General features: G+C 54.9%; 23 protein-coding genes and 3 tRNA genes. 3 read left to right on the forward strand and 23 right to left on the reverse strand.

Features of this window, described 5'->3' with window-relative positions:
• Positions 1-17: 17 nt before the first annotated feature.
• The 17 genes from HGO37_RS07500 to HGO37_RS07580 all read right to left on the reverse strand — a co-directional run bounded on the left by HGO37_RS07500 (position 18) and on the right by HGO37_RS07580 (position 14,970).
• Entirely contained in the window at positions 18-1,529 is a 1,512-nt protein-coding gene (locus HGO37_RS07500; protein WP_250982795.1) for an NADH-quinone oxidoreductase subunit M, read from the reverse strand.
• Positions 1,529-3,529, reverse strand: coding sequence for an NADH-quinone oxidoreductase subunit L (nuoL, locus tag HGO37_RS07505; RefSeq protein WP_250982796.1), 2,001 nt, complete (start codon positions 3,527-3,529; stop codon positions 1,529-1,531). The genes HGO37_RS07500 and nuoL overlap by 1 nt, the downstream gene beginning before the upstream one ends.
• 7 nt (positions 3,530-3,536) lie before the next feature.
• The gene (gene nuoK / locus HGO37_RS07510; RefSeq protein WP_192487566.1) at positions 3,537-3,845 is read right to left on the reverse strand and encodes an NADH-quinone oxidoreductase subunit NuoK; all 309 of its coding nucleotides are present in this window, start codon (positions 3,843-3,845) and stop codon (positions 3,537-3,539) included.
• A 28-nt stretch (positions 3,846-3,873) separates the two neighbouring features.
• On the reverse strand, positions 3,874-4,488 hold the full coding sequence (locus HGO37_RS07515) for an NADH-quinone oxidoreductase subunit J (RefSeq protein ID WP_192487565.1): 615 nt from the start codon (positions 4,486-4,488) through the stop codon (positions 3,874-3,876).
• Between the two features lie 135 nt (positions 4,489-4,623).
• Positions 4,624-5,115 carry an NADH-quinone oxidoreductase subunit NuoI gene (gene nuoI / locus HGO37_RS07520; RefSeq protein WP_192487564.1) on the reverse strand — a complete coding sequence of 164 codons (492 nt, stop codon included), beginning with the start codon at positions 5,113-5,115 and terminating at the stop codon, positions 4,624-4,626.
• A 39-nt stretch (positions 5,116-5,154) separates the two neighbouring features.
• Positions 5,155-6,198, reverse strand: coding sequence for an NADH-quinone oxidoreductase subunit NuoH (gene nuoH, locus HGO37_RS07525; protein ID WP_192487563.1), 1,044 nt, complete (start codon positions 6,196-6,198; stop codon positions 5,155-5,157).
• Positions 6,199-6,209: 11 nt separating this feature from the next.
• The gene (nuoG, locus tag HGO37_RS07530; protein ID WP_250982797.1) at positions 6,210-8,291 is read right to left on the reverse strand and encodes an NADH-quinone oxidoreductase subunit NuoG; all 2,082 of its coding nucleotides are present in this window, start codon (positions 8,289-8,291) and stop codon (positions 6,210-6,212) included.
• A gap of 156 nt (positions 8,292-8,447) precedes the next feature.
• Positions 8,448-9,752 (reverse strand): NADH-quinone oxidoreductase subunit NuoF, encoded by a 1,305-nt coding sequence (gene nuoF / locus HGO37_RS07535; protein ID WP_250982798.1) that lies wholly within the window; start codon positions 9,750-9,752, stop codon positions 8,448-8,450.
• 10 nt (positions 9,753-9,762) lie between these two features.
• On the reverse strand, positions 9,763-10,884 hold the full coding sequence (locus HGO37_RS07540; RefSeq protein ID WP_250982799.1) for an NADH-quinone oxidoreductase subunit E: 1,122 nt from the start codon (positions 10,882-10,884) through the stop codon (positions 9,763-9,765).
• Positions 10,885-10,900: 16 nt separating this feature from the next.
• Entirely contained in the window at positions 10,901-11,155 is a 255-nt protein-coding gene (locus HGO37_RS07545) for a hypothetical protein (RefSeq protein WP_192487559.1), read from the reverse strand.
• The gene (locus HGO37_RS07550; RefSeq protein WP_250982800.1) at positions 11,155-12,345 is read right to left on the reverse strand and encodes an NADH-quinone oxidoreductase subunit D; all 1,191 of its coding nucleotides are present in this window, start codon (positions 12,343-12,345) and stop codon (positions 11,155-11,157) included. Before HGO37_RS07550 ends, HGO37_RS07545 begins: the two co-directional genes overlap by 1 nt.
• The gene (locus tag HGO37_RS07555) at positions 12,338-12,775 is read right to left on the reverse strand and encodes a GFA family protein (RefSeq protein WP_192487557.1); all 438 of its coding nucleotides are present in this window, start codon (positions 12,773-12,775) and stop codon (positions 12,338-12,340) included. The genes HGO37_RS07550 and HGO37_RS07555 overlap by 8 nt, the downstream gene beginning before the upstream one ends.
• Positions 12,772-13,374: an NADH-quinone oxidoreductase subunit C gene (locus HGO37_RS07560; RefSeq protein WP_250982801.1), complete on the reverse strand. Its 603-nt coding sequence runs from the start codon at positions 13,372-13,374 to the stop codon at positions 12,772-12,774. Before HGO37_RS07560 ends, HGO37_RS07555 begins: the two co-directional genes overlap by 4 nt.
• Positions 13,375-13,392: 18 nt before the next feature.
• Positions 13,393-13,977 (reverse strand): NuoB/complex I 20 kDa subunit family protein, encoded by a 585-nt coding sequence (locus HGO37_RS07565; protein WP_192487555.1) that lies wholly within the window; start codon positions 13,975-13,977, stop codon positions 13,393-13,395.
• Positions 13,968-14,333: an NADH-quinone oxidoreductase subunit A gene (locus HGO37_RS07570; RefSeq protein ID WP_192487554.1), complete on the reverse strand. Its 366-nt coding sequence runs from the start codon at positions 14,331-14,333 to the stop codon at positions 13,968-13,970. Before HGO37_RS07570 ends, HGO37_RS07565 begins: the two co-directional genes overlap by 10 nt.
• A 445-nt stretch (positions 14,334-14,778) precedes the next feature.
• Positions 14,779-14,855, reverse strand: a tRNA-Asp gene (locus tag HGO37_RS07575).
• A gap of 38 nt (positions 14,856-14,893) precedes the next feature.
• Positions 14,894-14,970, reverse strand: a tRNA-Asp gene (locus HGO37_RS07580).
• 382 nt (positions 14,971-15,352) lie between these two features.
• Here HGO37_RS07580 and HGO37_RS07585 point away from each other — a divergent pair.
• From HGO37_RS07585 to HGO37_RS07595, 3 genes are all read left to right on the forward strand, one after another.
• Positions 15,353-15,428 (forward strand) — tRNA-Val (locus HGO37_RS07585).
• 104 nt (positions 15,429-15,532) lie between these two features.
• Complete coding sequence (locus HGO37_RS07590; protein ID WP_250982802.1) at positions 15,533-15,745, forward strand: hypothetical protein; 213 nt, start codon at positions 15,533-15,535, stop codon at positions 15,743-15,745.
• Positions 15,746-15,879: 134 nt separating this feature from the next.
• A complete protein-coding gene (locus HGO37_RS07595) occupies positions 15,880-16,743 on the forward strand; it encodes an alpha/beta hydrolase (RefSeq protein ID WP_250982803.1) in 864 nt (287 codons plus the stop codon).
• 107 nt (positions 16,744-16,850) lie between these two features.
• On the opposite strand, the gene HGO37_RS07600 is transcribed toward HGO37_RS07595, so the two are convergent.
• The 6 genes from HGO37_RS07600 to clpP all read right to left on the reverse strand — a co-directional run bounded on the left by HGO37_RS07600 (position 16,851) and on the right by clpP (position 25,205).
• On the reverse strand, positions 16,851-19,049 hold the full coding sequence (locus HGO37_RS07600) for an esterase-like activity of phytase family protein (RefSeq protein ID WP_250982804.1): 2,199 nt from the start codon (positions 19,047-19,049) through the stop codon (positions 16,851-16,853).
• A gap of 213 nt (positions 19,050-19,262) precedes the next feature.
• The gene (gene hupB / locus HGO37_RS07605) at positions 19,263-19,538 is read right to left on the reverse strand and encodes a DNA-binding protein HupB (RefSeq protein WP_192487550.1); all 276 of its coding nucleotides are present in this window, start codon (positions 19,536-19,538) and stop codon (positions 19,263-19,265) included.
• A gap of 202 nt (positions 19,539-19,740) precedes the next feature.
• Positions 19,741-22,158, reverse strand: coding sequence for an endopeptidase La (gene lon, locus HGO37_RS07610; protein ID WP_192487549.1), 2,418 nt, complete (start codon positions 22,156-22,158; stop codon positions 19,741-19,743).
• 380 nt (positions 22,159-22,538) lie between these two features.
• On the reverse strand, positions 22,539-22,904 hold the full coding sequence (locus HGO37_RS07615) for a VOC family protein (RefSeq protein ID WP_250982805.1): 366 nt from the start codon (positions 22,902-22,904) through the stop codon (positions 22,539-22,541).
• Between the two features lie 100 nt (positions 22,905-23,004).
• Positions 23,005-24,282 carry an ATP-dependent Clp protease ATP-binding subunit ClpX gene (gene clpX, locus HGO37_RS07620; RefSeq protein WP_192487547.1) on the reverse strand — a complete coding sequence of 426 codons (1,278 nt, stop codon included), beginning with the start codon at positions 24,280-24,282 and terminating at the stop codon, positions 23,005-23,007.
• Positions 24,283-24,575: 293 nt separating this feature from the next.
• Positions 24,576-25,205 (reverse strand): ATP-dependent Clp endopeptidase proteolytic subunit ClpP, encoded by a 630-nt coding sequence (gene clpP / locus HGO37_RS07625; protein WP_192487546.1) that lies wholly within the window; start codon positions 25,203-25,205, stop codon positions 24,576-24,578.
• Between the last annotated feature and the right edge of the window lie 336 nt (positions 25,206-25,541).

The raw sequence follows: 25,541 nt of genomic DNA on the forward strand, positions 1-25,541 counted from the left end.
TCCAACGGGTCCTGTCGTCAATTCAAAGTGAGCGCAACATTTTGCGCCGCCTGCAGTGCAGCCGTATAGTTGTTGATCAGCAGATCGACCGATGCGGCAGTCGCATCGAATACCGGAGCCGGATAGACACCGAAGAAGATCGTCAGGGCAACAAGCGGGTAAAGGATGACCTGTTCACGTGGAGACAGATCGAGCATGGCCTTCAGGCTTTCCTTTTCGAGCGCACCGAAAATGACGCGGCGGTAGAGCCACAGCGCATAGGCGGCAGAAAGGATAACACCAGTGGCGGCAAACAGCGCGACCCAGGTGTTGGCACGGAAAACGCCGACCAGTGTCAGGAATTCACCGACGAAACCGGAGGTGCCAGGCAAGCCGACATTGGCCATGGTGAAGATCATGAAGGCAACAGCATATTTCGGCATGTTGTTGACCAGACCACCGTATGCGGCAATGTCACGGGTGTGCAGGCGGTCGTAAACAACGCCTACGCAAAGGAAGAGCGCGCCGGACACGATACCGTGTGACAGCATCTGGAAGATAGCGCCCTGCAAGCCCTGCACGTTGGCTGCAAAGATACCCATTGTCACGTAACCCATGTGGGCAACGGACGAATAAGCAATCAGCTTCTTGATGTCTTCCTGCATCAGCGCGACCAGTGAGGTGTAGATGATGGCAAGAACGGACAGGGTGAAGACGAACGGCGCGAAATAGTCAGATGCCAGCGGGAACATCGACAGCGAGAAACGGATGAAACCGTAACCGCCAAGCTTCAGCATCACGCCAGCCAGGATAACCGAACCAGCGGTCGGTGCCTGAACGTGCGCATCTGGAAGCCATGTATGAACCGGCCACATTGGCATTTTCACCGCGAAAGCCGCGAAACATGCCAGCCACAGCCATGTCTGCATACCTGCAGGGAAGCCGAATTTCAGCAGTTCAGTGATGTCGGTCGTGCCAGCCTGCCAGTACATCGCCATGATGGCGAGCATGGTCAGAACGGAACCGAGCAACGTGTAGAGGAAGAACTTGTAGGATGCGTAGACGCGATCCTTGCCGCCCCAGACACCGATGATAACGAACATCGGGATCAGTGTTGCTTCGAAGAACACGTAGAACAGAACAATGTCGAGAGCCACGAACACACCGATCATGACCACTTCCAGAAGAAGGAAGGCGATCATGTATTCCTTGATGCGCTTTTCAACCGAGTTCCAGCTGGCCAGAACACAGAACGGCATCAGGAATGTTGTCAGGATGACGAACAGCATGGAAATGCCGTCGACACCAAGGTGGTAAGCGGCGATCTCGCCGAACCATGCATGCTTCTCAACCATCTGGAAGCCCGGGTTCGAATTGTCGAAACCGATCCAGATGAACAGCGACACGATGAATGTGAACACTGTCGTCAGCAGGGAGACGTTCAGAATATTACGGCGACCATACGGACCGTTTTCATTCGTCAGCAGCAGAAGTGCGACGCCCACCAGAGGCAGGAACGTGACCGTGGAAAGAATTGGCCAATCGGTCATTACAGGGCACTCCCGAGCATCATCCAGGTAACAAGGGCCGCGATACCAATCAGCATCGCAAACGCATAGTGATAGAGGTAACCGGATTGCAGGCGAACGATGCGGTTGGTTACATCAACCACGCGTGCTGCAACACCGTTTGGTCCGTAGGTGTCGATGACGGCAACGTCACCCTTCTTCCACAGGAACTTGCCAAGGGCTTTGGCCGAACGCACGAACAGGAAGTCGTAGAGTTCATCGAAATACCACTTGTTGAGCAGGAACTGGTAGAGGCCACGGTGTGTTTCGGCCAGACGCTTCGGTACCGAAGGCGACTTGATATACATGTACCAGGCCGTCACAAAACCAAGAGCCATTGCCACAAACGGGCTCCACTTTACCCATGTCGGAACATTGTGGAACTCATGGACGATGTGGTTCTCAGGACCGGTGAACAATGCACCCTTCCAGAATTCCTCATAGTGATGGCCGTAGAAGTATTCCACAAAGGCAACACCGGCAAACAGCGCACCAACCGTCAGGATAAACAGCGGAATAAGCATGACCATTGGCGATTCATGGACGTGGTGCATGACATCGTCAGAAGCGCGTGGCTTGCCGAAGAAGGTCATAAACGCCAGGCGCCATGAATAGAAGCTGGTGAACAGAGCCGCGATAACCAGCAGCGTGAAGGCGAAACCGCCAAGGCTGGAATGCGAGGCAAAGGCAGATTCGATGATCGCATCCTTGGAGAAGAAGCCGGCAAAGCCGATCACTGTTCCAGGAATACCAACGCCCGTCAGAGCCAGTGTACCGATTGTCATTGTCCAGAAGGTGACAGGGATGTGCTTGCGCAGACCACCCATGTAACGCATGTCCTGCTCACCATCCACGGCGTGAATGACCGAGCCGGCGCAAAGGAACAACAGCGCCTTGAAGAAGGCGTGCGTGAACAGGTGGAATACGGCCGCGCCGTAAGCGCCAACGCCGAGAGCCACGAACATGTAACCGAGCTGCGAACAGGTCGAATAAGCGATAACGCGCTTGATGTCGTTCTGAACCAGACCAACCGTTGCTGCAAAGAATGCAGTGATCGCGCCGATCAGGGTCACGAATGTCAGGGCATCCGGCGACAGTTCGAACAGAGGCGACATACGGGCAACAAGGAAGACACCCGCGGTCACCATGGTCGCGGCGTGAATGAGCGCCGACACAGGCGTCGGGCCTTCCATCGCGTCCGGCAGCCAGGTGTGCAGCAGGAACTGCGCCGATTTACCCATCGAACCCATGAACAGCAGCAGGCAGACGGCGGTGATCGCGTGACCCTTGTCGAGTTGCATGCCGAACAGGTTGATGACAGCTTCGGTCGATGCAGCGCCTTCTGCAGGCAGATAGGTGCTGGCAGCCGCGAAGATCGTTTCAAAGTTGATCGAGCCGAACAGCACGAACACGCCGGAAATACCGAGAATGAAACCAAAGTCACCGACGCGGTTGACGATGAACGCCTTCATGGCCGCAGCAGAAGCCGACGGTTTCTTGAACCAGAAACCGATGAGCAAGTACGAAGCCAGACCCACGCCTTCCCAGCCGAAGAACATCTGCAGCAGGTTGTCGGAGGTGATGAGCATCAACATCGCAAAGGTAAATAGCGACAGGTATGCAAAGAAACGCGGGCGATGCGGATCGTGGTGCATGTAGCCGATCGAGTACAGGTGAACCAGCGTGGACACGGTGTTGACCACCACGAACATCACAGCCGTCAACGTATCGATACGGAATGCCCACTGGACATCGATGCCGCCGGACTGGATCCAGCGCAGCACTTCAACCTTGATCACTTCGCCGCCCTCGCCGTGATGGCCGAGCGCAACGTTGAAGAAAACAATCCACGACAGGATTGCGACAACGATCATCAGACCGCTGGTGACATATTCCGAAGCCTTCGCACCGATCGAGCGGCCAAAGAGGCCTGCGATCAGGAAGCCGATAAGCGGCAGAAAGACGATAGCCTTATAGATCATAGCCTTATCAGCCCTTCATCATATTAACGTCTTCCACGGCAATCGAGCCGCGGTTGCGGTAGAAGACAACGAGTATTGCAAGACCGATAGCAGCTTCAGCAGCAGCAACGGTAAGAATGAACAAGGCGAACACCTGGCCAACGATGTCGTTGAGGAACGACGAGAAAGCGACCATGTTCAGGTTCACGGCAAGCAGGATCAGTTCGATCGACATCAGGATAATGATGACGTTCTTGCGGTTCAGGAAGATGCCGAACACGCCGATCGTGAAGAGGATGGCGCTGAGCGTCAGGTAGTGGGAAAGTCCGATTTCCATAATTTCTATTCCTTGATCCGTCCGCGCCTCAGATACCCTGCCCCGGCTTCACCTTGACGACTTCGATAGCCGTCTTCGGATCACGGGCAACCTGCTTGGAAATGTCCTGACGCTTGATGTCCGTACGGTGACGCAGGGTCAGTACGATCGCACCAATCATGGCAACCAGAAGCACAAGGCCAGCAAGCTGGAAGTAATAGACGTAATGTGTGTAGAGCACATCGCCGAGAGCCGCCGTATTGGTGCGCTCCGCGATTGGCGGTATTGGCATGCTGATCGACTTTGCTGCCTCAGGCGAAATCATGCTGCCACCGATCACGATGATCAGTTCAGCGGCAAGAATGACGCCGACCAATGCGCCGATTGGCGCGTATTGCAGAACGCCAGAGCGGAATTCCGCGAAATCGACATCCAGCATCATGACGACGAACAGGAAGAGCACTGCCACAGCGCCGACATAAACGACCAGCAGGATCATGCCGAGGAATTCAGCGCCCGTCAGCAGGAAGAGAGCAGCAGCGTTGAAGAAGGTCAAAATCAGAAAGAGAACCGAGTGAACCGGGTTCCTTGCCGAGATAACCATGAATGCCGACGCGACCGCGACGAAGGCGAATATATAAAAGAATACAGCCTGCAGACCCATGTTGGTGCCTTTTTGTCCTGATCGGGCGAGCGAAACCTGTCACCCTGCCCGTTTGGAGGCCTGCGGTAAAACCGGCAGGCCCTACTTACAATTTGCGGTTTTCCGTAACAGTCAGAGCGACGGAAACATGCTTTCTTAGCGGTACGGTGCGTCGAGCGCGAGGTTGCGCGCGATTTCCCGTTCCCAGCGATCGCCATTTTCCAGAAGACGAGCCTTGTCGAAGTAAAGTTCTTCACGCGTTTCAGTGGCGAATTCGAAGTTCGGGCCTTCGACAATCGCATCAACCGGGCAAGCTTCCTGGCAGAAACCGCAATAAATGCACTTCACCATGTCGATGTCGTAACGAACGGTACGACGTGTACCATCATTACGGCGCGGACCAGCTTCAATGGTAATGGCCTGCGCAGGACAGATGGCTTCACACAGCTTGCAGGCGATGCAACGCTCTTCGCCGTTTGGATAACGGCGCAGCGCATGTTCACCACGGAAGCGCGGAGAGACCGGGCCCTTTTCAAAGGGATAGTTCACCGTTGCCTTCTGTTTGAAGAAGTGGCGCATCGTCAGGAAAATAGCTCCGACGAATTCCTTGAGGAACAGTGAATTGACGGCTTGTGAAAGGCTTGCCATCTCAACCTCCAAATCTGCAAGCGGACTGAACGGACATCATTATGCCGTTCCCGTCAGCTTGAGTACGAATGCAACAATAACGACCATGGCGAGCGACAGAGGAAGGAAGACCTTCCAGCCGAGTCGCATCAGTTGGTCATAGCGGTAGCGCGGAACGAATGCCTTCACCAGAGCGAACATGAAGAAGACCATGCCGCCCTTGAGGATAAACCACACAATGCCCGGAACCCAGTTCAGGAACCAAACGTCGACGATCGGCAACCAGCCTCCTAAGAACAGGATGGTTGTGAGCGAGCACATCAAAACGATGGCCGCATATTCGCCGAGCATGAACATCATGTATGGGGTCGAGCCATATTCCACCATGTGACCGGCAACCAGTTCCGATTCCGCTTCCGGAAGATCGAAGGGAGGACGGTTGGTTTCTGCAAGGCACGAAATGAAGAACACGATGAACATCGGGAACAATGGCAACCAGTGCCAGTCGAGGAACGAAGCCGGAAGGCCGATCATTGTTCCAAGTCCGGTCTGCTGTGCATTGACGATATCCGTCAGGTTCAACGAACCGACGCAAAGAAGAACGGTCACGATAACAAGACCGATCGACACTTCATAAGATACCATCTGCGCCGCGGAACGAAGTGCACCAAGGAACGGGTACTTGGAGTTGGACGCCCAACCACCCATGATGATGCCGTAAACTTCGAGCGACGAAATCGCGAAGATGTAGAGAATACCGACATTGATGTTGGCGATGACCCAGCCATCCGCAAAAGGGATAACGGCGTAAGTCGCCAGAGCCAGCGTCACTGCAACCAGCGGCGCCAGAAGGAAAACCGCCTTGTTGGCACCGGCCGGAATGACCGGCTCCTTAAGAATGAACTTCAAAAGGTCGGCAAAGGACTGGAACAGACCCCAAGGACCAACAACGTTTGGACCACGGCGCAGCTGAACAGCAGCCCACACCTTACGGTCAGCCAGCAGGATGAACGCGATGAAAACCAAGAGGCAAACGAGAAGCAGCAGGGACTGGCCGATCATGATCAGCGCGGGCCAGACATAGCTCCAGAAAAACGAATCCATAATCTCCTGCCTTACTCTGCCGCAGCCTTGAAATTGTTGCGGGCCAATGCGGAGCACTCAGCCATCACGGCGGACGCTCTCGCAATAGGGTTCGTCAAATAGAAGTCCTTCACGGGTGAAGCAAACCCGGACTTGTTCATTTTACCGGCCTTTTTGGCCAGAGCTTCGATATCGGATACGCTGCCGGCTGCAATTTCGTCGAGACCGGCGAAGTGCGGGTGGGCAGCATAAAGCTGTGCGCGCAGGGCAGACAGCGAATCGAACGGCAGCTTGTGACCGAGAACGTCGGAAAGCGCACGCAGGATTGCCCAGTCTTCACGAGCGTCGCCCGGTGCGAAACCGGCGCGGTTGCCCATCTGAACGCGGCCTTCTGTGTTGACCCAGATGCCGGACTTTTCGGTGTAGGCAGCAGCAGGCAGGATCACGTCGGCGTTCATTGCGCCGTTGTCACCATGCGAACCGATGTAAACCGTGAACTTCGCAGCCTTGGCCGACAGGTCGATTTCGTCTGCGCCGAGCAGGAACAGAACGTCCATCGACGATACCATTTCAGCAGCGGCAACACCGCCCTGCCCCGGCACGAAGCCGAGATCCAGACCGCCAACGCGTGATGCTGCGGTGTGCAGAACCGAGAAGCCATTCCATTCTTCGGAGACGGCGCCAACAGCAACGGCAAGCTTGGCAGCAGCTGCCAGAACGTCTGCACCATCAGCGCGCGACAATGCGCCCTGGCCGATGAGGATCAGCGGGTTCTTGGCGTTCTTCAGCTTTTCAACGAAGCTGTGCGAACCATCTGCCAATTCCTTCAGCGTGTCTGTGCCGGAACCGAGGTAGTCATAGGAGTAGCGCAGTTCACCAGCTTCACCGATCAGACCGATCGGGAAACCGCCACGGCGCCAGCGCTTGCGAATGCGTGCGTTGAGCACGGCAGCTTCGTAACGTGGGTTGGCACCAACGATCAGCAATGCGTCAGCCTGTTCAATACCTTCGATGGTGGCATTGAAGAGGTAGCTTGAACGGCCGAGCGCCGGGTTAAGAGCAACGCCGTCCTGACGGCAATCGACATTGGCTGAACCAAGCGACGCCAGCAGCGACTTGAGCGCGAACATTTCTTCAACCGATGCCAGGTCGCCAGCGATCGCGCCGATCTTGTCGCCGCTTGCGGCGGACACTGCGGACTTGATGGCGGCAAAGGCCTCACCCCAGGATGCTGGTGCGAGACGGCCATTCTGGCGAACGTAAGGACGGTCGAGACGCTGGGTCTTCAAACCATCCCAGATGAAACGGCTCTTGTCGGAAATCCACTCTTCGTTGATGGCTTCGTTGACGCGCGGCATAACGCGCATCACTTCGCGACCACGGGTGTCAACGCGGATGGCAGAACCCAGAGCATCCATCACGTCGATGGTTTCAGTCTTGTTCAGTTCCCACGGACGCGCCGTAAACGCGAACGGCTTGGAGGTCAGCGCGCCAACCGGGCACAGGTCAACAACGTTACCCTGCAGCTCGGAGGTCATTGCCTGCTCGAGGTAGGTGGTGATTTCAGCGTCTTCACCGCGGCCGATCAGACCGAGTTCAGCGATACCAGCCACTTCCGTCGTGAAGCGAACGCAACGCGTGCAGTGAATGCAGCGGTTCATCACGGTCTTGACGAGCGGTCCAATATACTTGTCTTCAACCGCACGCTTGTTTTCAGCATAACGCGAACCAGCAATACCGAAGGCCATAGCCTGGTCCTGAAGGTCGCATTCGCCGCCCTGGTCACAGATCGGGCAATCCAGCGGGTGGTTGATCAGCAGGAATTCCATCACACCTTCGCGGGCCTTCTTGACCATAGGTGTGTTGGTGAAAATCTCAGGCAGTTCGCCATTCGGGCCGCCACGCACATCGCGTACGCCCATGGCGCAGGATGCGGCAGGTTTGGGCGGTCCGCCCTTTACCTCGATAAGACACATGCGGCAGTTACCCGCGACCGACAAACGCTCGTGAAAACAAAAGCGCGGAACTTCAGCTCCAGCCTCCTCACACGCTTGCAACAGCGTGAAATGATCCGGAACCTCGATCTCTTTACCGTCAACCTTGAGCTTTGCCATGGTTCTACTTACGTCCTGTTGCCTGTCCGTCCCGCACTCTTTGCGTTCCGCGACAAATCCTCATCGCAATAGCGCAAACGAACTGCGCTTCATGCTTCATTTTGTCAAAGGCACCGGTATCATTACCGGCACCCTGCCCTGCACAATCGAAACCGATTATTCAGCAGCTTCCAATACAGCGCCATGATCCATGGCTCTGTAGGTGTATTCATCGATACGCCGTTCGATTTCCGGACGGAAATTGCGGATCAGAGCCTGGATTGGCCATGCAGCCGCATCGCCCAGCGCGCAGATGGTGTGGCCTTCGATCTGCTTGGTCACTTCAAGCAGCATATCGATTTCGCGCTTCTGCGCGTTGCCCTTCACCATGCGCTCCATGACGCGCATCATCCAGCCTGTACCTTCACGGCAAGGCGTGCACTGGCCGCAGCTTTCATGCTTGTAGAAAGCAGCCAGACGCCAGATGGCTTTAACAATATCCGTAGACTTGTCCATCACGATCACAGCAGCCGTACCGAAGGACGACTTCACGTCACGCATGCCGTCAAAGTCCATCGGTGCGTCGATGATATCCTCGGCCTTGACGACCGGGCAGGAAGAACCGCCCGGAATAACGGCCAGCAGGTTATCCCAACCGCCGCGGATACCACCACAGTGACGCTCGATCAGCTCACGGAACGGAATGCCCATGGCTTCTTCGACCGTGCAAGGACGGTTGACGTGACCGGACACCATGAACAGCTTGGTGCCGACATTGTTTGGACGACCGATGGCGGAGAACCATGCAGCGCCACGGCGCAGGATGGTTGGCGCAACTGCAATCGACTCAACGTTGTTAACGGTGGTCGGGCAGCCATAAAGACCCATGTTGGCCGGGAATGGCGGCTTGAGGCGTGGCTGGCCCTTCTTGCCTTCAAGGCTTTCCAGAAGTGCTGTTTCCTCGCCGCAGATGTAGGCACCGGCACCATGATGCACGTAAACATCAAAGTCCCAGCCGTTCTTGTTGTTTTTACCCAACAAACCGGCGTCGTAGCATTCATCGATAGCGGCCTGCAGCGCTTCACGCTCACGCATGTATTCGCCGCGAACATAAATGTAAGCCGTGTGGGCACCCATGGCGAAACCGGCCAGAACGCAACCCTCGATCAGGGTATGCGGGTCATGGCGCAGGATTTCACGGTCTTTGCAGGTACCTGGTTCGGATTCGTCGGCGTTGACCACGAGATAATGTGGACGGCCGTCGTTTTCCTTCGGCATGAAGGACCACTTGAGACCTGTCGGGAAGCCAGCGCCGCCACGACCACGAAGGCCGGAGGCCTTCATCTCATTGATGATCCAGTCACGGCCCTTTTCGATAAGGATCTTTGTACCATCCCAATGGCCACGCGACATCGCGCCCTTCAGGGACTTGTCCTTAAGGCCGTAGATATTGGTAAAGATGCGATCTTGATCTTTTAACATACGTCACCTCTTACCGCGGCTTCTTGCCGAAGACTTTAATGTATTCGGCTTCGCCACCTTTGGCGAGCGCCTCGGCCTGGCGGACCCAATCGTCCCGCACAATACGACCCTTGAAATTCAGGTAGCCATCAACCCATTCCTGTTCGGCCTTTTTCCATCCCGCAACTTGCGCGAAGGTGAAGATGCCGATGTCATGCAGAATGGATTCGATTTTCGGACCTACGCCCGAAATCAGCTTCAAATCATCCGGAGTTTCAGGCTTTGCAACGGCGGCAGGACGATTCTTGTCGTCCAGAGAAGGCTTTTCAGACTTCGTATCTACGCCAGTTGCTTCCTTCTCGGCTGCCTTGACGTTTTCCTCGGCTGCCTTTGGGGCAGTAAGAGGTGTCTTCAGCTTTGGATCTGTTTCAGGTGCATCCGTCTTAGGCTTTGCCGCATTGGACGGCGGAACCTGTGCCGTATCTGCTTTGGCTTCAGCAGGTGCAGCAGCCGGAGCTTCAAGATTGGTACGAACCAGCTTGATTTCTTCAGTCAGCGAGGTCAGGCCACCTTCAGGTACCGAGAAATGACGGTCGATCTGTGGGCCGGGAGTGATGGTGTCACCCTTGCCTGCTTCAAACGCGTCGATGATCTCTTCCAGACGCTCAGGCGTCAGATCCTCATAGGCATCCTTGAAGATGATAACCATTGGTGCGTTAACGCAGGCGCCCTGACATTCAACTTCTTCCCAGGACAGCGTGCCTTCGGCGTTTGGTGTCAGCGGATCATGGTGGATCTTGTGACGGCAGACATCCATCAGCGCTTCGGAACCACGCAGCATGCACGGCGTTGTACCGCACACCTGAATGTGCGCGAGCGTACCAACAGGCTTCAGCTGGAACTGGGTGTAGAAGGTCGCAACTTCCAGTACGCGGATATAGGGCATATCCAGCATGTCAGCGATCTGCTCGATGCAGGCACGGGTAACCCAGCCATCCTGCTCCTGAGCCCTCATCAAAAGAGGAATCACTGCGGACTGCTGACGGCCTTCCGGATATTTCTGGATCGTCTTTTCCGCCCATGCAGCATTTGCCTCATTGAAGGCAAAGTTGACAGGCTGGACCTGATCTTCGGCTAATCGACGAACGGACATACTAGCTCACGCCTCATCAGTTTAACGGCTCACACCGCGACTCCACCACCGTGGCGAATTCGCAGGCATAAGCCGATTTGTCTTTTTGCAAAAATACAATGAACTTCTTGCCGTTGGGCACCGAGGCTTTGATCTCGTAGCCTGCGGACAGAAGTCCTCGAATGGTGGAAACGCCGCCACTGGATGCAGAGCTCATGTTGTCCGATGTCTGTGCAAATGCAGCAGACGCGCCGGACAACAGAACAGCCATATATGCCAGTGGCAGACGCATTAGCGGTCGACCTCCCCGAACACGATGTCGAGAGAACCAAGAACAGCCGTCACGTCGGCGAGCTGGTGGCCCTTGCAGAGGAAATCCATGGCCTGCAGGTGCACAAAACCCGGAGCGCGGATCTTGCAGCGGTAAGGCTTGTTGCTTCCGTCGGCAACAACATAGACGCCGAACTCACCCTTCGGTGCTTCAACGGCGGCGTAAACCTCACCGGCTGGCACGTGGTAGCCTTCGGTGTAGAGCTTGAAGTGGTGAATGAGCGCTTCCATCGAACGCTTCATTTCGCCGCGCTTCGGCGGAACAACCTTGCCGTCAAGCGCCGATACGGCTCCAACGCGGTGCTTGCCCTGCAGAAGCTCAACGCACTGCTTCATGATGCGAACCGACTGGCGCATCTCCTGCATACGAATGAGGTAACGGTCATAACAGTCACCGTTCTTGCCGACAGGAATGTCGAACTCCAGATCGGAGTAACATTCGTAAGGCTGCGAACGACGCAGGTCCCAGGCAGCGCCGGAACCACGAACCATAACGCCCGAGAAGCCCCAGTTGAACGCGTCTTCCAGCGTCACAACGCCGATATCGACGTTACGCTGCTTGTAGATGCGGTTATCGGTCAGCAGGCCTTCGATGTTGTCGAGAACGGTAATGAACGGGTCACACCATTTGCCGATATCATCGACCAGCTCTGGCGGGATATCCTGGTGTACGCCACCTGGGCGAACATAGGCTGCGTGCATGCGCGCGCCGCAGGCACGCTCATAGAACACCATCAGTTTTTCGCGTTCTTCGAAGCCCCAAACCGGCGGTGTCATGGCGCCAACGTCCATAGCCTGCGTGGTGACGTTCATGATGTGCGACAGGATGCGGCCGATTTCGGAAAACAGCACGCGGATCAACTGACCACGCATCGGGATTTCAAGGCCGAGAAGCTTTTCAACAGCAAGCGCGAAGGCATGCTCCTGGTTCATCGGCGAAACGTAGTCCAGACGGTCGAAATACGGCACGGCCTGAAGGTAGGTCTTGGTTTCGATCAGCTTTTCCGTGCCGCGGTGCAACAAACCGATATGCGGATCGACGCGCTCGACGATTTCACCGTCCAGTTCAAGAACAAGACGCAACACGCCGTGCGCGGAAGGGTGTTCCGGGCCGAAGTTGATGGTGAAGTTGCGAACATTATGTTCAGTCATGCTTTTGCTCCGCCGACGTGACCATGGCGATGAATTCGGCACCGGTCATGTTCTTCGTGGCCTGGGTGAATGAATAGCAATCAGGCTTTTCGTCTATAAAAATCTGCGAAACGAGCCGGTAATCGGAAGGGTTCTCGAATGCCTGAACGGAAACGGCCGTGTGCGCACCATCCTTGGAACGCCACAAAAGGGTGCTGCCGCATGACGCGCAGAAACACCGCTCACCCCATTCAGAAGACGAATAGACGCCAAGCGCCTTTTCGTCTGCAAACGTCACACCTTCGCATTCAACCGCAAGAAAGACGCCGCCGGACCAGCGACGGCACATGGAACAATGGCAGACACCGACCTCCCGGGCACCAACCTGTGCCTCGAAGCGAACGGCGCCGCAAAGACATTGCCCCTGCTCTCGCGTTGTTTCGGTCGTCATTGCTTCGCCTTCTCGTCGCCCGGAAGAACGTAATCCGTTCCCTCCCAAGGAGAAAGGAAGTCGAAGTTACGGAATTCCTGCTTCAACTCGACCGGCTCATACAGAACGCGCTTCAGTACGTCATCGTAACGTACTTCTACAAATCCGGTAACCGGGAAGTCCTTGCGCAGCGGATGGCCTTCAAAGCCGTAATCGGTGAGAATACGACGAAGGTCGGCATGGCCCTCAAACGGAATGCCGTACATATCCCATGCTTCGCGTTCGAACCATTCCGCACCCATGAACACGGATGTCGAGGATGGAACGCCCTCGTCTTCCGCTACCTGCAGCTTCACCCGCACACGCAGGTTCTGACGCGGAGACAGAAGATGATAGACAACATCGAAACGCTTTTCGCGGCGCGGCCAGTCAACGCCGCAGATATCGATAATGTTGATAAAACCGCACTGGACGTCATCCCGCAGGAAGGTCAGCAGTGCGATAACATTGGCCGGCGTTGTGTTCAGGGTGAGTTCGCTGAAAGCAATATCGGCAGACTCAACCAACGAACCACGTGCTTCCTTAACATAGGCAGCAAGATCGGTAAGAGCTTCACTCATTCGTACTGTCCTTTGCCCTTAACGCTCGATCGTTCCGGTTCTGCGGATCTTCTTCTGCAACAAAAGCACGCCGTAAAGCAGCGCCTCTGCCGTGGGGGGACAGCCCGGAACGTAAATATCTACCGGGACGACACGGTCACAACCGCGCACCACAGCATAGGAATAATGGTAATAACCGCCGCCATTGGCGCAGGAACCCATCGAGATGACGTAACGTGGCTCAGGCATCTGGTCATAGACCTTGCGCAGAGCCGGAGCCATCTTGTTGGTCAACGTACCGGCAACGATCAGAACGTCCGACTGGCGCGGTGACGCACGCGGTGCAACACCGAAGCGCTCAAGATCGTAACGCGGGCCAGAAGCCTGCATCAGGCCTTCAACAGCGCAACAGGCCAGACCGAACTGCATCCACATCAGCGAACCGGTACGGGCCCAGGTGATGAGCTCGTCGGTCGATGTGACGAGGAAGCCCTTGTCGGCCAGTTCGTCGTTGATTTCGGTAAAATACGCATCGTTGCTGCCAACAGGCTTGCCCGTCGACGGATCGATAATGCCTTTCGGCTTCGGAGCAACCAGCGTCGTGTTGTCTTGACCTACGCCCATTCCAAAGCTCCCTTCTTCCACTCATAGATGAAGCCAATGGTGAGAACACCGAGGAACACCATCATGGACCAGAAGCCGAACCAGCCCAGCTCACCGAAGGACACCGCCCACGGGAACAGGAACGCAACTTCAAGGTCGAAGATAATGAATAGGATCGACACCAGATAAAAGCGAATGTCGAACTTCATACGTGCATCATCAAAGGCATTGAAACCGCACTCGAACGCAGACAGCTTTTCCGGGTCCGGATTTTTATAAGCAACTGCGAATGGCGCGATAAGCAGCGCCAGTCCGATGACCAGCGCGATACCAATGAAAATTGCAATCGGAATATAGGAACTGAGGAGTTCAGTCATCGTACTCTTCCCTGTCCGAGCCGAGCGCCGGACAATCCCTTGCGACAAACCGTCTGCAAGGACAAAAATCATGTTGCAACGCCAAAGTCGTTAGCGCAGCCGGGTTCTCTCTGCAAGAGTTTCTGCATCATTTCAACCCGGTTGCCGCATCGTTTCGCAACAATAACGATACACTACCTTGGCACCCACCCCTTTGGATACCGCTAAATACTTAAAAAAAATGAATATTCCGCCAAACAAAAAACAAAGTCACAAAGGTGAGAAATTTGCTGGAAATTGCACTGCAAAAAGCACATTTTGCATAACGGAAATATGAGCAAAAAAGGAAGGAAATATTGGGCGGCATACGCGATTCATGTGAACCGCGCGCAACGCGCAAAGCACGCAACAGCCTCTGGAGAGACGAGCGCGTAAACAACGATGGAGGGGACATTTAAAAAATAAATGGCGCGAGTGACGGGGCTCGAACCCGCGACCTCCGGCGTGACAGGCCGGCACTCTAACCGACTGAGCTACACCCGCGCATTGCAGATTTTCATCTGCGTTTTTCGAGGAAAGGATGGCGCGAGTGACGGGGCTCGAACCCGCGACCTCCGGCGTGACAGGCCGGCACTCTAACCAACTGAGCTACACCCGCTTAATCCTTATTCAGCAGAAACCTGCCTAACGAAGCAGCCTCGACTGTCCGTGAGCGGCTAACTACGGGGTTCATGTTTGGGTGTCAACAGGTTTCATGACAAAAAATACGCTTTCGTTTTTTTCTTTCCAAAATCTGTCCCAAACGGCCGATTTTATCCACAGCCCTCCCCTAATTTGGGCGTCCTATAGAGAGTGAAATTTTCTTGAATTTTTTCTGATAGGGAAAAACCCTTATTTTCTCGGGATGTTACGCAATTGCGCACAGCGAAATCAGAAAATTTTGAAAAAACTTCACAAAGGGGACTTGCGCTTTTTTTCTGATCCGCATAGATCACAGCCACCGACGCGGCGAACACAACAAACGGTTCGCAAGACGCGAAGGGCGATTAGCTCAGTTGGTAGAGCGCCTCGTTTACACCGAGGATGTCGGGAGTTCGAGTCTCTCATCGCCCACCATTTTCCTTCTTATTTCCCCTTTTAAGTATCTTGAATGTCGCCATTTATTCGTGGCGTATTGTTTTCCGCTTGGTCAGAAAAAACAACCAACGGGAATTATCAACATGGACACTATCTCAATCGACAATCGTGGTGATTTCGGCCTGTGGGCAATCGAACGCGCCAAGGAGATCATTGCCGTTGAGGGCTCATCCCTGGCGATTGCAGCGCGCGACAGCAGTGAAGAGACCATTCGCGAGGCAGCAAATGCACTCGGTGCCGCAATAACCGCTGCTTTGCTCGAGGTGTATGACGGCCTTTTGTCCGACGAAGAATAAGAAACGCACCTACTCGCTGACCGCATCGTTTTTTTCGCTCCACCATCGCAATCATAGCGCGTATTTTTGCGCTTCGCTCGTCGTTGCTCCCGTGATAAAGGTCAATTCCCACGCCTTGACCACGGGAGTTTCCGATGACGCAGATGGAAGGCAGTGCATTTCAGGAAGAATTTTTATCAACAACAGGCGGGCTGCGACTCTTCGTACGCTCGTGGAAACCCGATTCTGTGCCTCGGGCCGTCGTAGTGATTTGCCACGGCGTGAATTCTCATGGCGGCCAATATATTTGGGCCGCCGAAAAATTCATGCAAAGAGGCTTTATTGTCTACGCACTCGACTTACGCGGCCGAGGGAAATCCGATGGACCGCGATTCTATGTCGATAATATCGCCGATTATGTCGCCGATCTCGGCATCGTCATTGATCTGGCGAAGTCCCGCAATCCGAATCTGCCGACTTTTTTGCTGGGTCACAGCGCTGGCGGCGTCGTTTCATGTTCGTACGCTCTGGAAATGCAGGATGGATTGGCCGGCCTGATCTGCGAAAGTTTTGCTTTCAAAGTGCCCGCCCCCAATTTCGTTCTTGGAATCACCAAGTTTTTAAGTGGGTTCTTCCCTCGCCTACCGGTGCTCAAACTGAAAAATGAAGATTTTTCACGCGATGGCGAGGCTGTACGTATTCTCAATGCCGATCCATTGATTGCCAATGAAACACAGCCAGCTGCGACAGTTGCTGCTCTGGTGCGTGCCGATGAACATTTGAAGCGGGAATTTCCGACCATAAAACTTCCCGTGCTGATTCTGCATGGCACTGCTGACAAAGCGACCGTGCCAAGCGGCAGCGAGTTTTTTTACAAAACGGCAGGCTCCAGCGACAAAACCCTCAAACTTTACGAGGGGCATTTCCATGATCTTCTCAATGATCTGGGGAAGGAACGCGTACTGGACGACATGGTGGCGTGGATTGATGCCCGTTTGCCGGAGCACATCAACGTCTGAGTCCTGACGTCAGGATGCGATTCGTCGTCAGTGGCCCGAATTTTCTCACTCCAAAACAAAAACGGCCGGACATTTTGGTGTCCGGCCGTTTTTTAGTGCGTTAAAAATCAGTTGGTGCCCTTGAGGTCCACTGCAAAGAACAGTGTTTCGCCCGAGGAATCATCCACGCCGTCATTGTCGGTCACGGCGTAAGCCTTGCCAGACTTGTCGAAGGCAAAGCCTTCCAGCTTGTCGACGGTGTAACCATTGGTCTGCGCCTTAAGGTCTGGCAGGAAGTCATGGGCCAGTTCCTTGGTCACGAGAGGCAGCTCGCCACCGATCTTGGCAGGCTTCAGGTCAGCCTTTGCAACGCGGTACAGCTTCTTGATGGCTGCGGTATCACCAATCTGGTTGTCGCGTTCCACGATGTAGACGTGGTCGCCATGGGCAGAGATTTCCGACAGGCCAACCCAACCGGCTTCAGGCTTGTCGAGCTGGTAACGCACAGCGCCCCACTCCTTGGCCTTCGGGTTATAGGAGACGAGCTTCACGAAGCCCTTCTCGTCTTTGCCCCATTCGCGCTGCACAGCCATCCACAGGGTGGCGTCGTCGCCTTCGCCCACAACGGTCACACCTTCAAAGCCGTAACGGGTCTCACCCTCAAGCAACTCCTTCGGCAGTGCGATCTCGGCCTTGATCTCACCCTTGGCGTTGACGTTGTAAAGTGCGTGCGGAAGCAGCTTTTCGCTGTTGCCTTCCGATGCCAGCCAGAAACCGCCCTTGCCATCGAGAGTGATGCCTTCGATGTCGAGTTTCTGGGCAGGCTGACCATCACGCTTCACGCGCAAGACAGAGGTGATGACAGCAGGTTTCTGGGTTGCGTCGATCGTGTAGATCGATGGCTGCATGCCATACACGGAATCGGAAACCGCATAAAGGATGCCATCCTTTTCAGCGTCAGCGACCAGACCGGACAATGCACCCCAGCCGATTGGCGCGCCGTCTACCGTTGCCGATACCAGCTGCGGATAGGCCGCCTCGCCTTCTGCACGCTCAAACAACATGACGTGCGAACGGGCACCACCATCTTCGACCAGATCGGCCTCGTTGGCAGTTGCTAGCAGATTGCGGCCAGGGATCGCCACAGCACCTTCTGGAGAGATGCCGGATGGCAGAAGCTGTGTCAGCTCAGGTTCTGCGCCGGTATCCTTGTAAACGCCAACCACAGAGCTACGCTCGGACAGAACGAAGATAAAGCGGTCATCGCCAAAGGTTGCGACTTCAAGACCTTCAGGCTCTACGCCCTTGGCTCTCGAACGCTTCTCGGGATAGTGGCCGATACTGGCGACGGCATGTTCCAAGGAAGCGCCAGCTTCATAGAGGACCTTGCCAGCTGTGTCGAAAATGGTGAAGCCGCGTGCGCCGCCTTCCCAGTCGCCTTCATTGGCGATGACAACACGATCTGTGCCCAGCCACTTGATGGCGTCAGGTTCGCGTTTACGGGCTTCCTGCTTGTCCGTGAACTTCAGGGCGCCGTCCGACTTGGTGTCGATGCCTTCCAGGTCAACCGTGCCAGCGGAGAAGTGGCTTTTGACCGTGCCGGCTTTGCCATCAACAATCACGATGTGGTTGTTTTCCTGCAGCGTCACGGCAATGTCGCCATTCGCGTTGATGGAAACGAATTCCGGCTCTGGATCTTCCGGTGCGATATCTGCCAGGCCAGTCATGTCAATGTGCTTGACGGTGGCGCAATCGGCAACGCCGTCTTTTAGGGCAACCGTGACCAGATAGCCAGCCGGCATCTGCGGCAATGCACCATCATTGACGTCTTCATCGCGTTCATTTTCAATCGCGATGGCGGCAAATGTCTTGTCTGGGGAAATGGCGACAGAATCAGGCTGACCGCCCAGATCGCAGCTGGCTTCTATCTTTTTGCTGGCGATATCGACAGTCACCAGTTTGCCAGATGGCTTTGTGAAGCTTTCAGAGGTATTCACACCGGCCAGAACCTTGGTTCCAGCAACGGCGACCGACGTCGGTTCACCTTCCAGCAACAGGGCACCACCAGCCTTCGGTGCCTTGGCATCGGTAATGTCGATAAAGCCAATGCCGCCCAGCGGGCTGTCGGAATAGATCAGTGTATTGCCGTCTTCACTGGCCGCGATGATCTCAGCAGACGATACCGTTTTGGCGTCCTTGTCCTTGGGCAGGTTTAGCGCCACCGGGAAAGATGCAATGCGGTTGAAAACCTGATCAGCAGCAGCAGGCAAGGCGACGGAAGTAAGCAGCACAGCCATCAGGCCGGCCGAAGTAAAACGAAACGTCATGGGAAGCCTCCTGTTCCATTAAATCGAACAGTCGGCTTCTGCTGCATGCATGTTACACACGAATGACAGACATAGTTTATTTAGCCGGGTCATCCACAGCAAACAGACGCAAGGCAAAATAAAAACCCGATGCAAAGGCACCGGGCTTTCAATTTCAGTACTCACAAGCCAAATATGCGCTCACTCGCCGCGAGGCAGCGCATAGTGGAAACTTTAGGAGTTCACGGCGTCCTTGAGACCCTTGCCAGCCGAGAACTTCGGCACGTTACGGGCAGGAATATCAACTTCAGCACCCGTGGACGGGTTGCGGCCCTTGGAGGCTTCACGACGGCTGACAGTGAAGCTGCCAAAACCTGCGAGGCGGATGTCGCCACCATTCTTCAGTTCGCTCTGGACGGTTTCGAATACAGCGTCAACTGCGGAAGCAGCATCTGCCTTAGTGAGACCGGCCTTTTCGGCAACTGCGGAAACGAGCTCATTCTTATTCATGTTTCCACCCCTTTCTATGGTTTGAAACGACTCAAATTAAGCCGGGCGCAGAATAGCTAGCTACCTGCGACCCGCAACTCAAAAGCGCCGGAATCGCCTGAAAAACAAGAGGTCTAGCTGCTTTTTTCACAACAAAGGCTGGCATTTCTGCCAGCCTTTGTGTGTTTTTTACCAATATTGCTTCACGTGAGGTCGCAAAACCTCAATGTGCGATCGTCTGACCGGCGTCATCGACACCTTCGACGGTGGCAACGAGTGGCGTCTCAATGCTGCCATCCCACTCGATCGGCTCGGGTTTGCGCAGTAGCGCATGCTCGATAACCTCACCCATGCGGGACACAGGAATGATCTCCATTCCGTTCTTCACATTGTCCGGAATCTCGGCCAAATCCTTGGCGTTTTCTTCCGGAATGAGCACCTTCTTGATGCCGCCGCGCAGGGCTGCAAGGAGCTTTTCCTTGAGGCCGCCGATGGGCAGAACACGACCACGCAGTGTGATTTCACCGGTCATGGCGACATCCTTGGAAACAGGAATGCCGGTCATGATCGATACAATGGCGGTTGCCATCGCCACACCTGCCGATGGGCCATCCTTCGGAGTGGCACCTTCGGGAACGTGAACGTGGATGTCGCTCTTGTCGAAACGTGGAGGCTCAATGCCGAAATCAACAGCGCGCGAACGAACATAGGATGCCGCTGCCGAAATCGATTCCTTCATCACTTCCTTCAAGTTACCGGTCACGGTCATACGACCCTTGCCCGGCATCATCACGCCTTCGATCGTCAGCAGTTCACCACCAACTTCGGTCCATGCGAGACCGGTGACAACACCGACCTGATCTTCACGTTCAGCCTCACCATGACGGAAGCGCGGAACGCCCAGATAGTCATTGATGTTGGCAGCCGTTACAGCCACGGACTTGGTCTTGCCCTTGATGATTTCGGTCACGGCCTTACGTGCCAGTTTCATCAATTCACGCTCGAAGCTACGAACGCCGGCTTCACGGGTATACTGCTGGATGACCGCCATGATCGCATCGTCGCTGACGGAAAATTCGTCCGGCTGCAACGCATGTTCCCTGATGGCCTTAGGCAGCAGGTGGCGCTTGGCGATTTCACGCTTTTCATCTTCGGTGTAACCGGCGATGCGGATGATCTCCATACGGTCCATCAGCGGGCCTGGAATATTGAGCGTGTTCGCCGTGGTGATGAACATCACGTCGGACAGGTCATATTCCACTTCAAGGTAGTGGTCCATGAAGGTGGAGTTCTGTTCCGGATCCAGCACCTCGAGCAGAGCCGACGACGGATCGCCACGGAAGTCCATACCCATCTTGTCGATTTCATCGAGCAGGAAGAGCGGGTTGGTCTTCTTGGCCTTCTTCATGGACTGCACGACCTTGCCCGGCATGGAGCCGATATAGGTACGGCGGTGACCACGAATTTCCGCCTCATCGCGTACGCCACCCAGCGCCATGCGAACATATTCGCGGCCGGTTGCCTTGGCGATGGACTTGGCAAGCGAAGTCTTACCAACGCCTGGAGGGCCAACGAGGCACAGGATCGGTCCGCGAATCTTGGTGGCGCGTGCTTGCACGGCCAGATATTCGACGATACGTTCCTTGACCTTGTCGAGACCGAAGTGATCGACTTCGAGAATCTCCTCAGCCTTGTTCAGATCAGTTTTGATCTTCGACTTCTTGCCCCATGGCAGACCAAGCAGCCAATCCATGTAGTTGCGAACGACGGTGGCTTCTGCCGACATCGGGCTCATCTGGCGCAGCTTCTTCATCTCCGCCTCGGCCTTTTCCTTGGCCTCCTTGGAGAGTTTGGTGCGGGAGATGCGTTCTTCCAGCTCGGCCATCTCGTCACGGCCGTCTTCGCCGTCACCGAGTTCCTTCTGGATCGCCTTCATCTGCTCGTTCAGGTAATATTCGCGCTGCGTCTTCTCCATCTGGCGCTTGACGCGAGAACGGATGCGCTTTTCAACCTGAAGAACCGAAATCTCGCCTTCCATGAAGCCAAGCGCCTTTTCCAGACGCAGCTTCACGCTGACGGTTTCGAGCATTTCCTGCTTTTCGCTGATCTTGATCGACAGGTGCGATGCGACCGTGTCAGCCAACTTCGAATAGTCCTCGATCTGGCCGGCAACGCCAACCACTTCAGGGGAAATCTTCTTGTTGAGCTTCACGTAGCTTTCAAATTCGGAAATGACCGAACGGGAAAGAGCTTCTACTTCGACAGGATCATCCTTGGTCTCGTCCAGAAGGTCCGCCGTTGCCTCGTAGAAATCTTCGCGGCTGGTGTAAGTGTCGATCTTTGCACGACCCTTGCCTTCCACCAGCACCTTGACGGTGCCGTCAGGCAGCTTGAGCAGCTGCAGAACATTGGCCACGGTGCCAACGTCATGAATAGCAGATGGTTCAGGATCGTCGTCGCTAGCATTGATCTGAGTGGCAAGCATGATCTGCTTGTCGGAACCCATGACCTCTTCAAGCGCACGAATAGATTTCTCACGCCCTACGAACAGCGGGACGATCATATGCGGGAAAACAACAATGTCGCGCAGGGGAAGGACAGGATAAGTGCCACCAGATGCTGCAGACGTAGTGTTCGTCATGTTATTTCCTTTCCATGGCCTCAATGAGCCACTCTGCCGAAGTTCTTGGGTTCTTCGGCGCATTCTCGTTTCCTACCAGAAATGGAGTTTCATCACCCCAATTTCAAGCCAGACGAAACGCCGGTATCCCGCCAGGGACCGAAATTTAAAATGCGGCGTGTACTAAGACTAATTTTTACGCAGTCGCAAGCAACATGCTTGCGGGGCAGAAATACACTTGCCGCCAGACGCGAAACACCGCGTCACAAATCAGTTGTAAAACATTATCAGCAAAGAGCAAACGGCTCTACACGCAAAATAGCCGCCATCCGCAGGAACGTCGCAGAATTGCGATAAAAGCGTCGCCCAAAGCGCCAGAAACTGACCTGACAGCCCTGCCCTTATGCCACAGAGAGGGCAGCGCCGCGTAGACCTATGCAATTACCCCATGGATCGCGAACCTGGCACATCAGGATATCACCATCGATTCTCATCGGGCCGCGGTAAAGCACCGCTCCAAGCGCCTGCAGATGGGTGAGCGATTTTTCAAAGTCGTCCGTCCACCAATAGACCACACTGCCAGCGGCCCCGCTTGCTACCTTGTCATCGGCCGGCACCAGTTCCAGCTGCGTCTGGCCGATCTGCAAAAACTCGAACCCTGAAGGCTGCGACACGGTTCGCACGGCGCCAGGAAAGGCTTTCTGATACCACGCGATCCCCTCATCCATATCAGCGACATGCACGAGAACGGCAGACACAAAACTCATGAGGCGTACTCCTGGGACACCATGGACTGTGGTGATTGGCCAAAGAAAAAGCCCCTCGCAGCCGTGCTGCAAGGGGCTTTTCAATTCTAGCGTAATCGAATCAGGCCGAAACGTTGGTCTTTTCTTCCTGACGATCGGCGTAGATGTAGAGCGGACGCGCTACACCACTGACCACTTCGTCAGAAATCACGACTTCACGAACGCCTTCCAGCGTTGGCAATTCGAACATGGTGTCGAGCAGAATCTTTTCCATGATCGAACGCAGACCGCGAGCACCGGTTTTACGGGTGATTGCCTTGCGGGCAATTTCGCGTAGCGCGTCTTCATGGAATGTCAGTTCCACATCTTCCATCTCGAACAGGCGCTGGTACTGCTTGACCAGAGCGTTCTTTGGTTCCGACAGAATCTGGATCAGTGCGTCCTCATCGAGATCCTCGAGCGTTGCCAGAACCGGCAGACGACCGATGAATTCAGGAATAAGACCGAACTTGACCAGATCTTCCGGTTCCAGTTCACGCAACACTTCGCCAACACGACGATCTTCCGGACCCTTGACCGTCGCGCCAAAACCAATCGAGGTCTTTTCGCCACGTGCCGAAATGATCTTGTCCAGACCGGCAAACGCGCCACCGCAAATGAACAGGATGTTGGTCGTATCCACCTGCAGGAATTCCTGCTGTGGATGTTTGCGACCACCCTGTGGAGGAACGGACGCAACCGTGCCTTCCATGATCTTCAGCAGAGCCTGCTGTACGCCCTCACCCGAAACGTCGCGCGTGATGGATGGGTTGTCAGACTTGCGGGAAATCTTGTCCACTTCGTCGATGTAAACGATACCGCGCTGAGCGCGTTCAACGTTGTAATCCGCAGACTGGAGCAGCTTGAGGATGATGTTTTCAACATCTTCACCCACGTAGCCAGCTTCGGTCAGTGTCGTGGCATCGGCCATGGTGAAGGGCACATCGATGATGCGGGCCAGGGTCTGGGCAAGATAGGTCTTACCGCAACCGGTTGGGCCAACCAGCATGATGTTCGACTTCGCCAGTTCCACTTCCCCGTTTTTCGAGGCGTGTGCCAGACGTTTGTAATGGTTATGAACGGCCACGGAGAGAATTTTCTTCGCCTGCATCTGGCCGATGACATATTCATCGAGAATTTTGATGATATCCTGCGGCGTGGGAACGCCTTCGCGGGACTTCACCATGGAACTCTTGTTCTCTTCGCGAATGATGTCCATGCACAATTCGACGCATTCATCGCAGATGAATACCGTCGGTCCAGCAATAAGCTTGCGGACCTCGTGCTGGCTCTTGCCGCAGAATGAACAATAGAGTGTGTTCTTCGAGTCGCCGCCGTTGCTGCCGCTGACTTTGCTCATATCTCTTTCCTTCCAGCACGCCGTCATTCCGTCAAACGGAATGCGGTAAACTCACCGCTTGCCAGCACGTTTTCCGTTTTCAGGATACGTGCCCGCATTGTTTCCGGGGGTACTAAACCGGACCGGATAAACAATCCGAACCCCGGAGGCAACGAAATCCCCTTCAAGCATCAACGCTACGTCATAAATTTTCAACATAGCCTTAATATGTACTATTAGCGTTTTCTTTCCCGGTTTAAACCCTCTATTTCCACAGAGGGTCTCAAACCATAGTCAAAAACGCGCATGCGTTACTAAGCAGACGCACCTTCGATTTCGGCGCGCGACGTCAGGATGCGGTCGATGACGCCCCAATCCTTTGCCTCTTCCGAGTCCATGAAGTGGTCGCGATCAAGGGTTTTTTCAACCTCTTCGAGCGTGCGGCCGGTGTGCTTCACGTAAACTTCATTCAGGCGGCGCTTCATCTTGATGATGTCACGGGCGTGACGTTCGATGTCGGATGCCTGGCCCTGGAAACCGCCGGATGGCTGGTGCACCATGATACGGGCGTTTGGCGTTGCAAAACGCATGCCCTTCTCACCGGCAGCCAGCAGCAGCGAACCCATGGACGCAGCCTGACCAACGCAGAGCGTCGATACAGCCGGGCGAATGAACTGCATGGTGTCATAGATTGCCATGCCGGCGGTTACGACGCCGCCCGGAGAATTGATGTAAAGCGCAATTTCCTTCTTGGGGTTTTCAGCCTCAAGGAAGAGCAACTGGGCGCAAACCAGCGACGCCATATGATCTTCAACCGGACCAGTCAGGAAAATGATGCGTTCCTTGAGAAGACGCGAGTAGATGTCATAGGACCGTTCGCCGCGATTGGTCTGTTCCACGACCATCGGCACCAGAGCCATGGCGGTATCAACTGGATTTCTCATGTCCGTCCTTTATCAACTCTTGCCCGGCACGATCTGCGAACCGGAATCAAATCTATTTCTTCATTCTCTACATAGAGTGTCCAAGCCCCGTACTTCAAGACACAGGCGGCGGATATCCTTAATAGCGGGCATTTCTTACTGGCGCTCTAATGAGCATTCGCATGAGTCGCCATAGCCACGCATTGACGATGCTTGATCATCAACGACGAAAACCGGATGTGGTGAATGATTGATGAATTCTCAAGTCCATTACCCGTCACATCGTCTCAGCAAAGCCCACGCCAGCACAGTTTTCTCATAACGGGAATAAAATCTGCTCCAAAGATGATCGTCGTA

Origin of the sequence: Rhizobium sp. CG4 (genome assembly GCF_023701965.1) — a bacterium.
In the GTDB taxonomy this organism is placed as follows: Bacteria; Pseudomonadota; Alphaproteobacteria; order Rhizobiales; family Rhizobiaceae; genus Agrobacterium.

Excerpts from the sequence above, each read along its gene's own strand:
- hupB (WP_192487550.1), bottom strand. The coding sequence starts at position 19,538 with ATGAATAAGAATGAGCTCGTTTCCGCAGTTGCCGAAAAGGCCGGTCTC.
- nuoF (WP_250982798.1), bottom strand. The coding sequence starts at position 9,752 with ATGTTAAAAGATCAAGATCGCATCTTTACCAATATCTACGGCCTTAAG.
- HGO37_RS07545 (WP_192487559.1), bottom strand. The coding sequence starts at position 11,155 with ATGCGTCTGCCACTGGCATATATGGCTGTTCTGTTGTCCGGCGCGTCT.
- HGO37_RS07540 (WP_250982799.1), bottom strand. The coding sequence starts at position 10,884 with ATGTCCGTTCGTCGATTAGCCGAAGATCAGGTCCAGCCTGTCAACTTT.
- HGO37_RS07515 (WP_192487565.1), bottom strand. The coding sequence starts at position 4,488 with ATGGGTCTGCAGGCTGTATTCTTTTATATATTCGCCTTCGTCGCGGTC.
- HGO37_RS07500 (WP_250982795.1), bottom strand. The coding sequence starts at position 1,529 with ATGACCGATTGGCCAATTCTTTCCACGGTCACGTTCCTGCCTCTGGTG.
- HGO37_RS07600 (WP_250982804.1), bottom strand. The coding sequence starts at position 19,049 with ATGACGTTTCGTTTTACTTCGGCCGGCCTGATGGCTGTGCTGCTTACT.
- nuoK (WP_192487566.1), bottom strand. The coding sequence starts at position 3,845 with ATGGAAATCGGACTTTCCCACTACCTGACGCTCAGCGCCATCCTCTTC.
- clpP (WP_192487546.1), bottom strand. The coding sequence starts at position 25,205 with ATGAGAAATCCAGTTGATACCGCCATGGCTCTGGTGCCGATGGTCGTG.
- lon (WP_192487549.1), bottom strand. The coding sequence starts at position 22,158 with ATGACGAACACTACGTCTGCAGCATCTGGTGGCACTTATCCTGTCCTT.
- HGO37_RS07555 (WP_192487557.1), bottom strand. The coding sequence starts at position 12,775 with ATGACGACCGAAACAACGCGAGAGCAGGGGCAATGTCTTTGCGGCGCC.
- HGO37_RS07595 (WP_250982803.1), top strand. The coding sequence starts at position 15,880 with ATGACGCAGATGGAAGGCAGTGCATTTCAGGAAGAATTTTTATCAACA.
- nuoH (WP_192487563.1), bottom strand. The coding sequence starts at position 6,198 with ATGGATTCGTTTTTCTGGAGCTATGTCTGGCCCGCGCTGATCATGATC.
- HGO37_RS07590 (WP_250982802.1), top strand. The coding sequence starts at position 15,533 with ATGGACACTATCTCAATCGACAATCGTGGTGATTTCGGCCTGTGGGCA.
- nuoI (WP_192487564.1), bottom strand. The coding sequence starts at position 5,115 with ATGGCAAGCCTTTCACAAGCCGTCAATTCACTGTTCCTCAAGGAATTC.
- clpX (WP_192487547.1), bottom strand. The coding sequence starts at position 24,282 with ATGAGCAAAGTCAGCGGCAGCAACGGCGGCGACTCGAAGAACACACTC.
- HGO37_RS07615 (WP_250982805.1), bottom strand. The coding sequence starts at position 22,904 with ATGAGTTTTGTGTCTGCCGTTCTCGTGCATGTCGCTGATATGGATGAG.
- nuoL (WP_250982796.1), bottom strand. The coding sequence starts at position 3,529 with ATGATCTATAAGGCTATCGTCTTTCTGCCGCTTATCGGCTTCCTGATC.
- HGO37_RS07550 (WP_250982800.1), bottom strand. The coding sequence starts at position 12,345 with ATGACTGAACATAATGTTCGCAACTTCACCATCAACTTCGGCCCGGAA.
- HGO37_RS07570 (WP_192487554.1), bottom strand. The coding sequence starts at position 14,333 with ATGACTGAACTCCTCAGTTCCTATATTCCGATTGCAATTTTCATTGGT.
- nuoG (WP_250982797.1), bottom strand. The coding sequence starts at position 8,291 with ATGGCAAAGCTCAAGGTTGACGGTAAAGAGATCGAGGTTCCGGATCAT.
- HGO37_RS07565 (WP_192487555.1), bottom strand. The coding sequence starts at position 13,977 with ATGGGCGTAGGTCAAGACAACACGACGCTGGTTGCTCCGAAGCCGAAA.
- HGO37_RS07560 (WP_250982801.1), bottom strand. The coding sequence starts at position 13,374 with ATGAGTGAAGCTCTTACCGATCTTGCTGCCTATGTTAAGGAAGCACGT.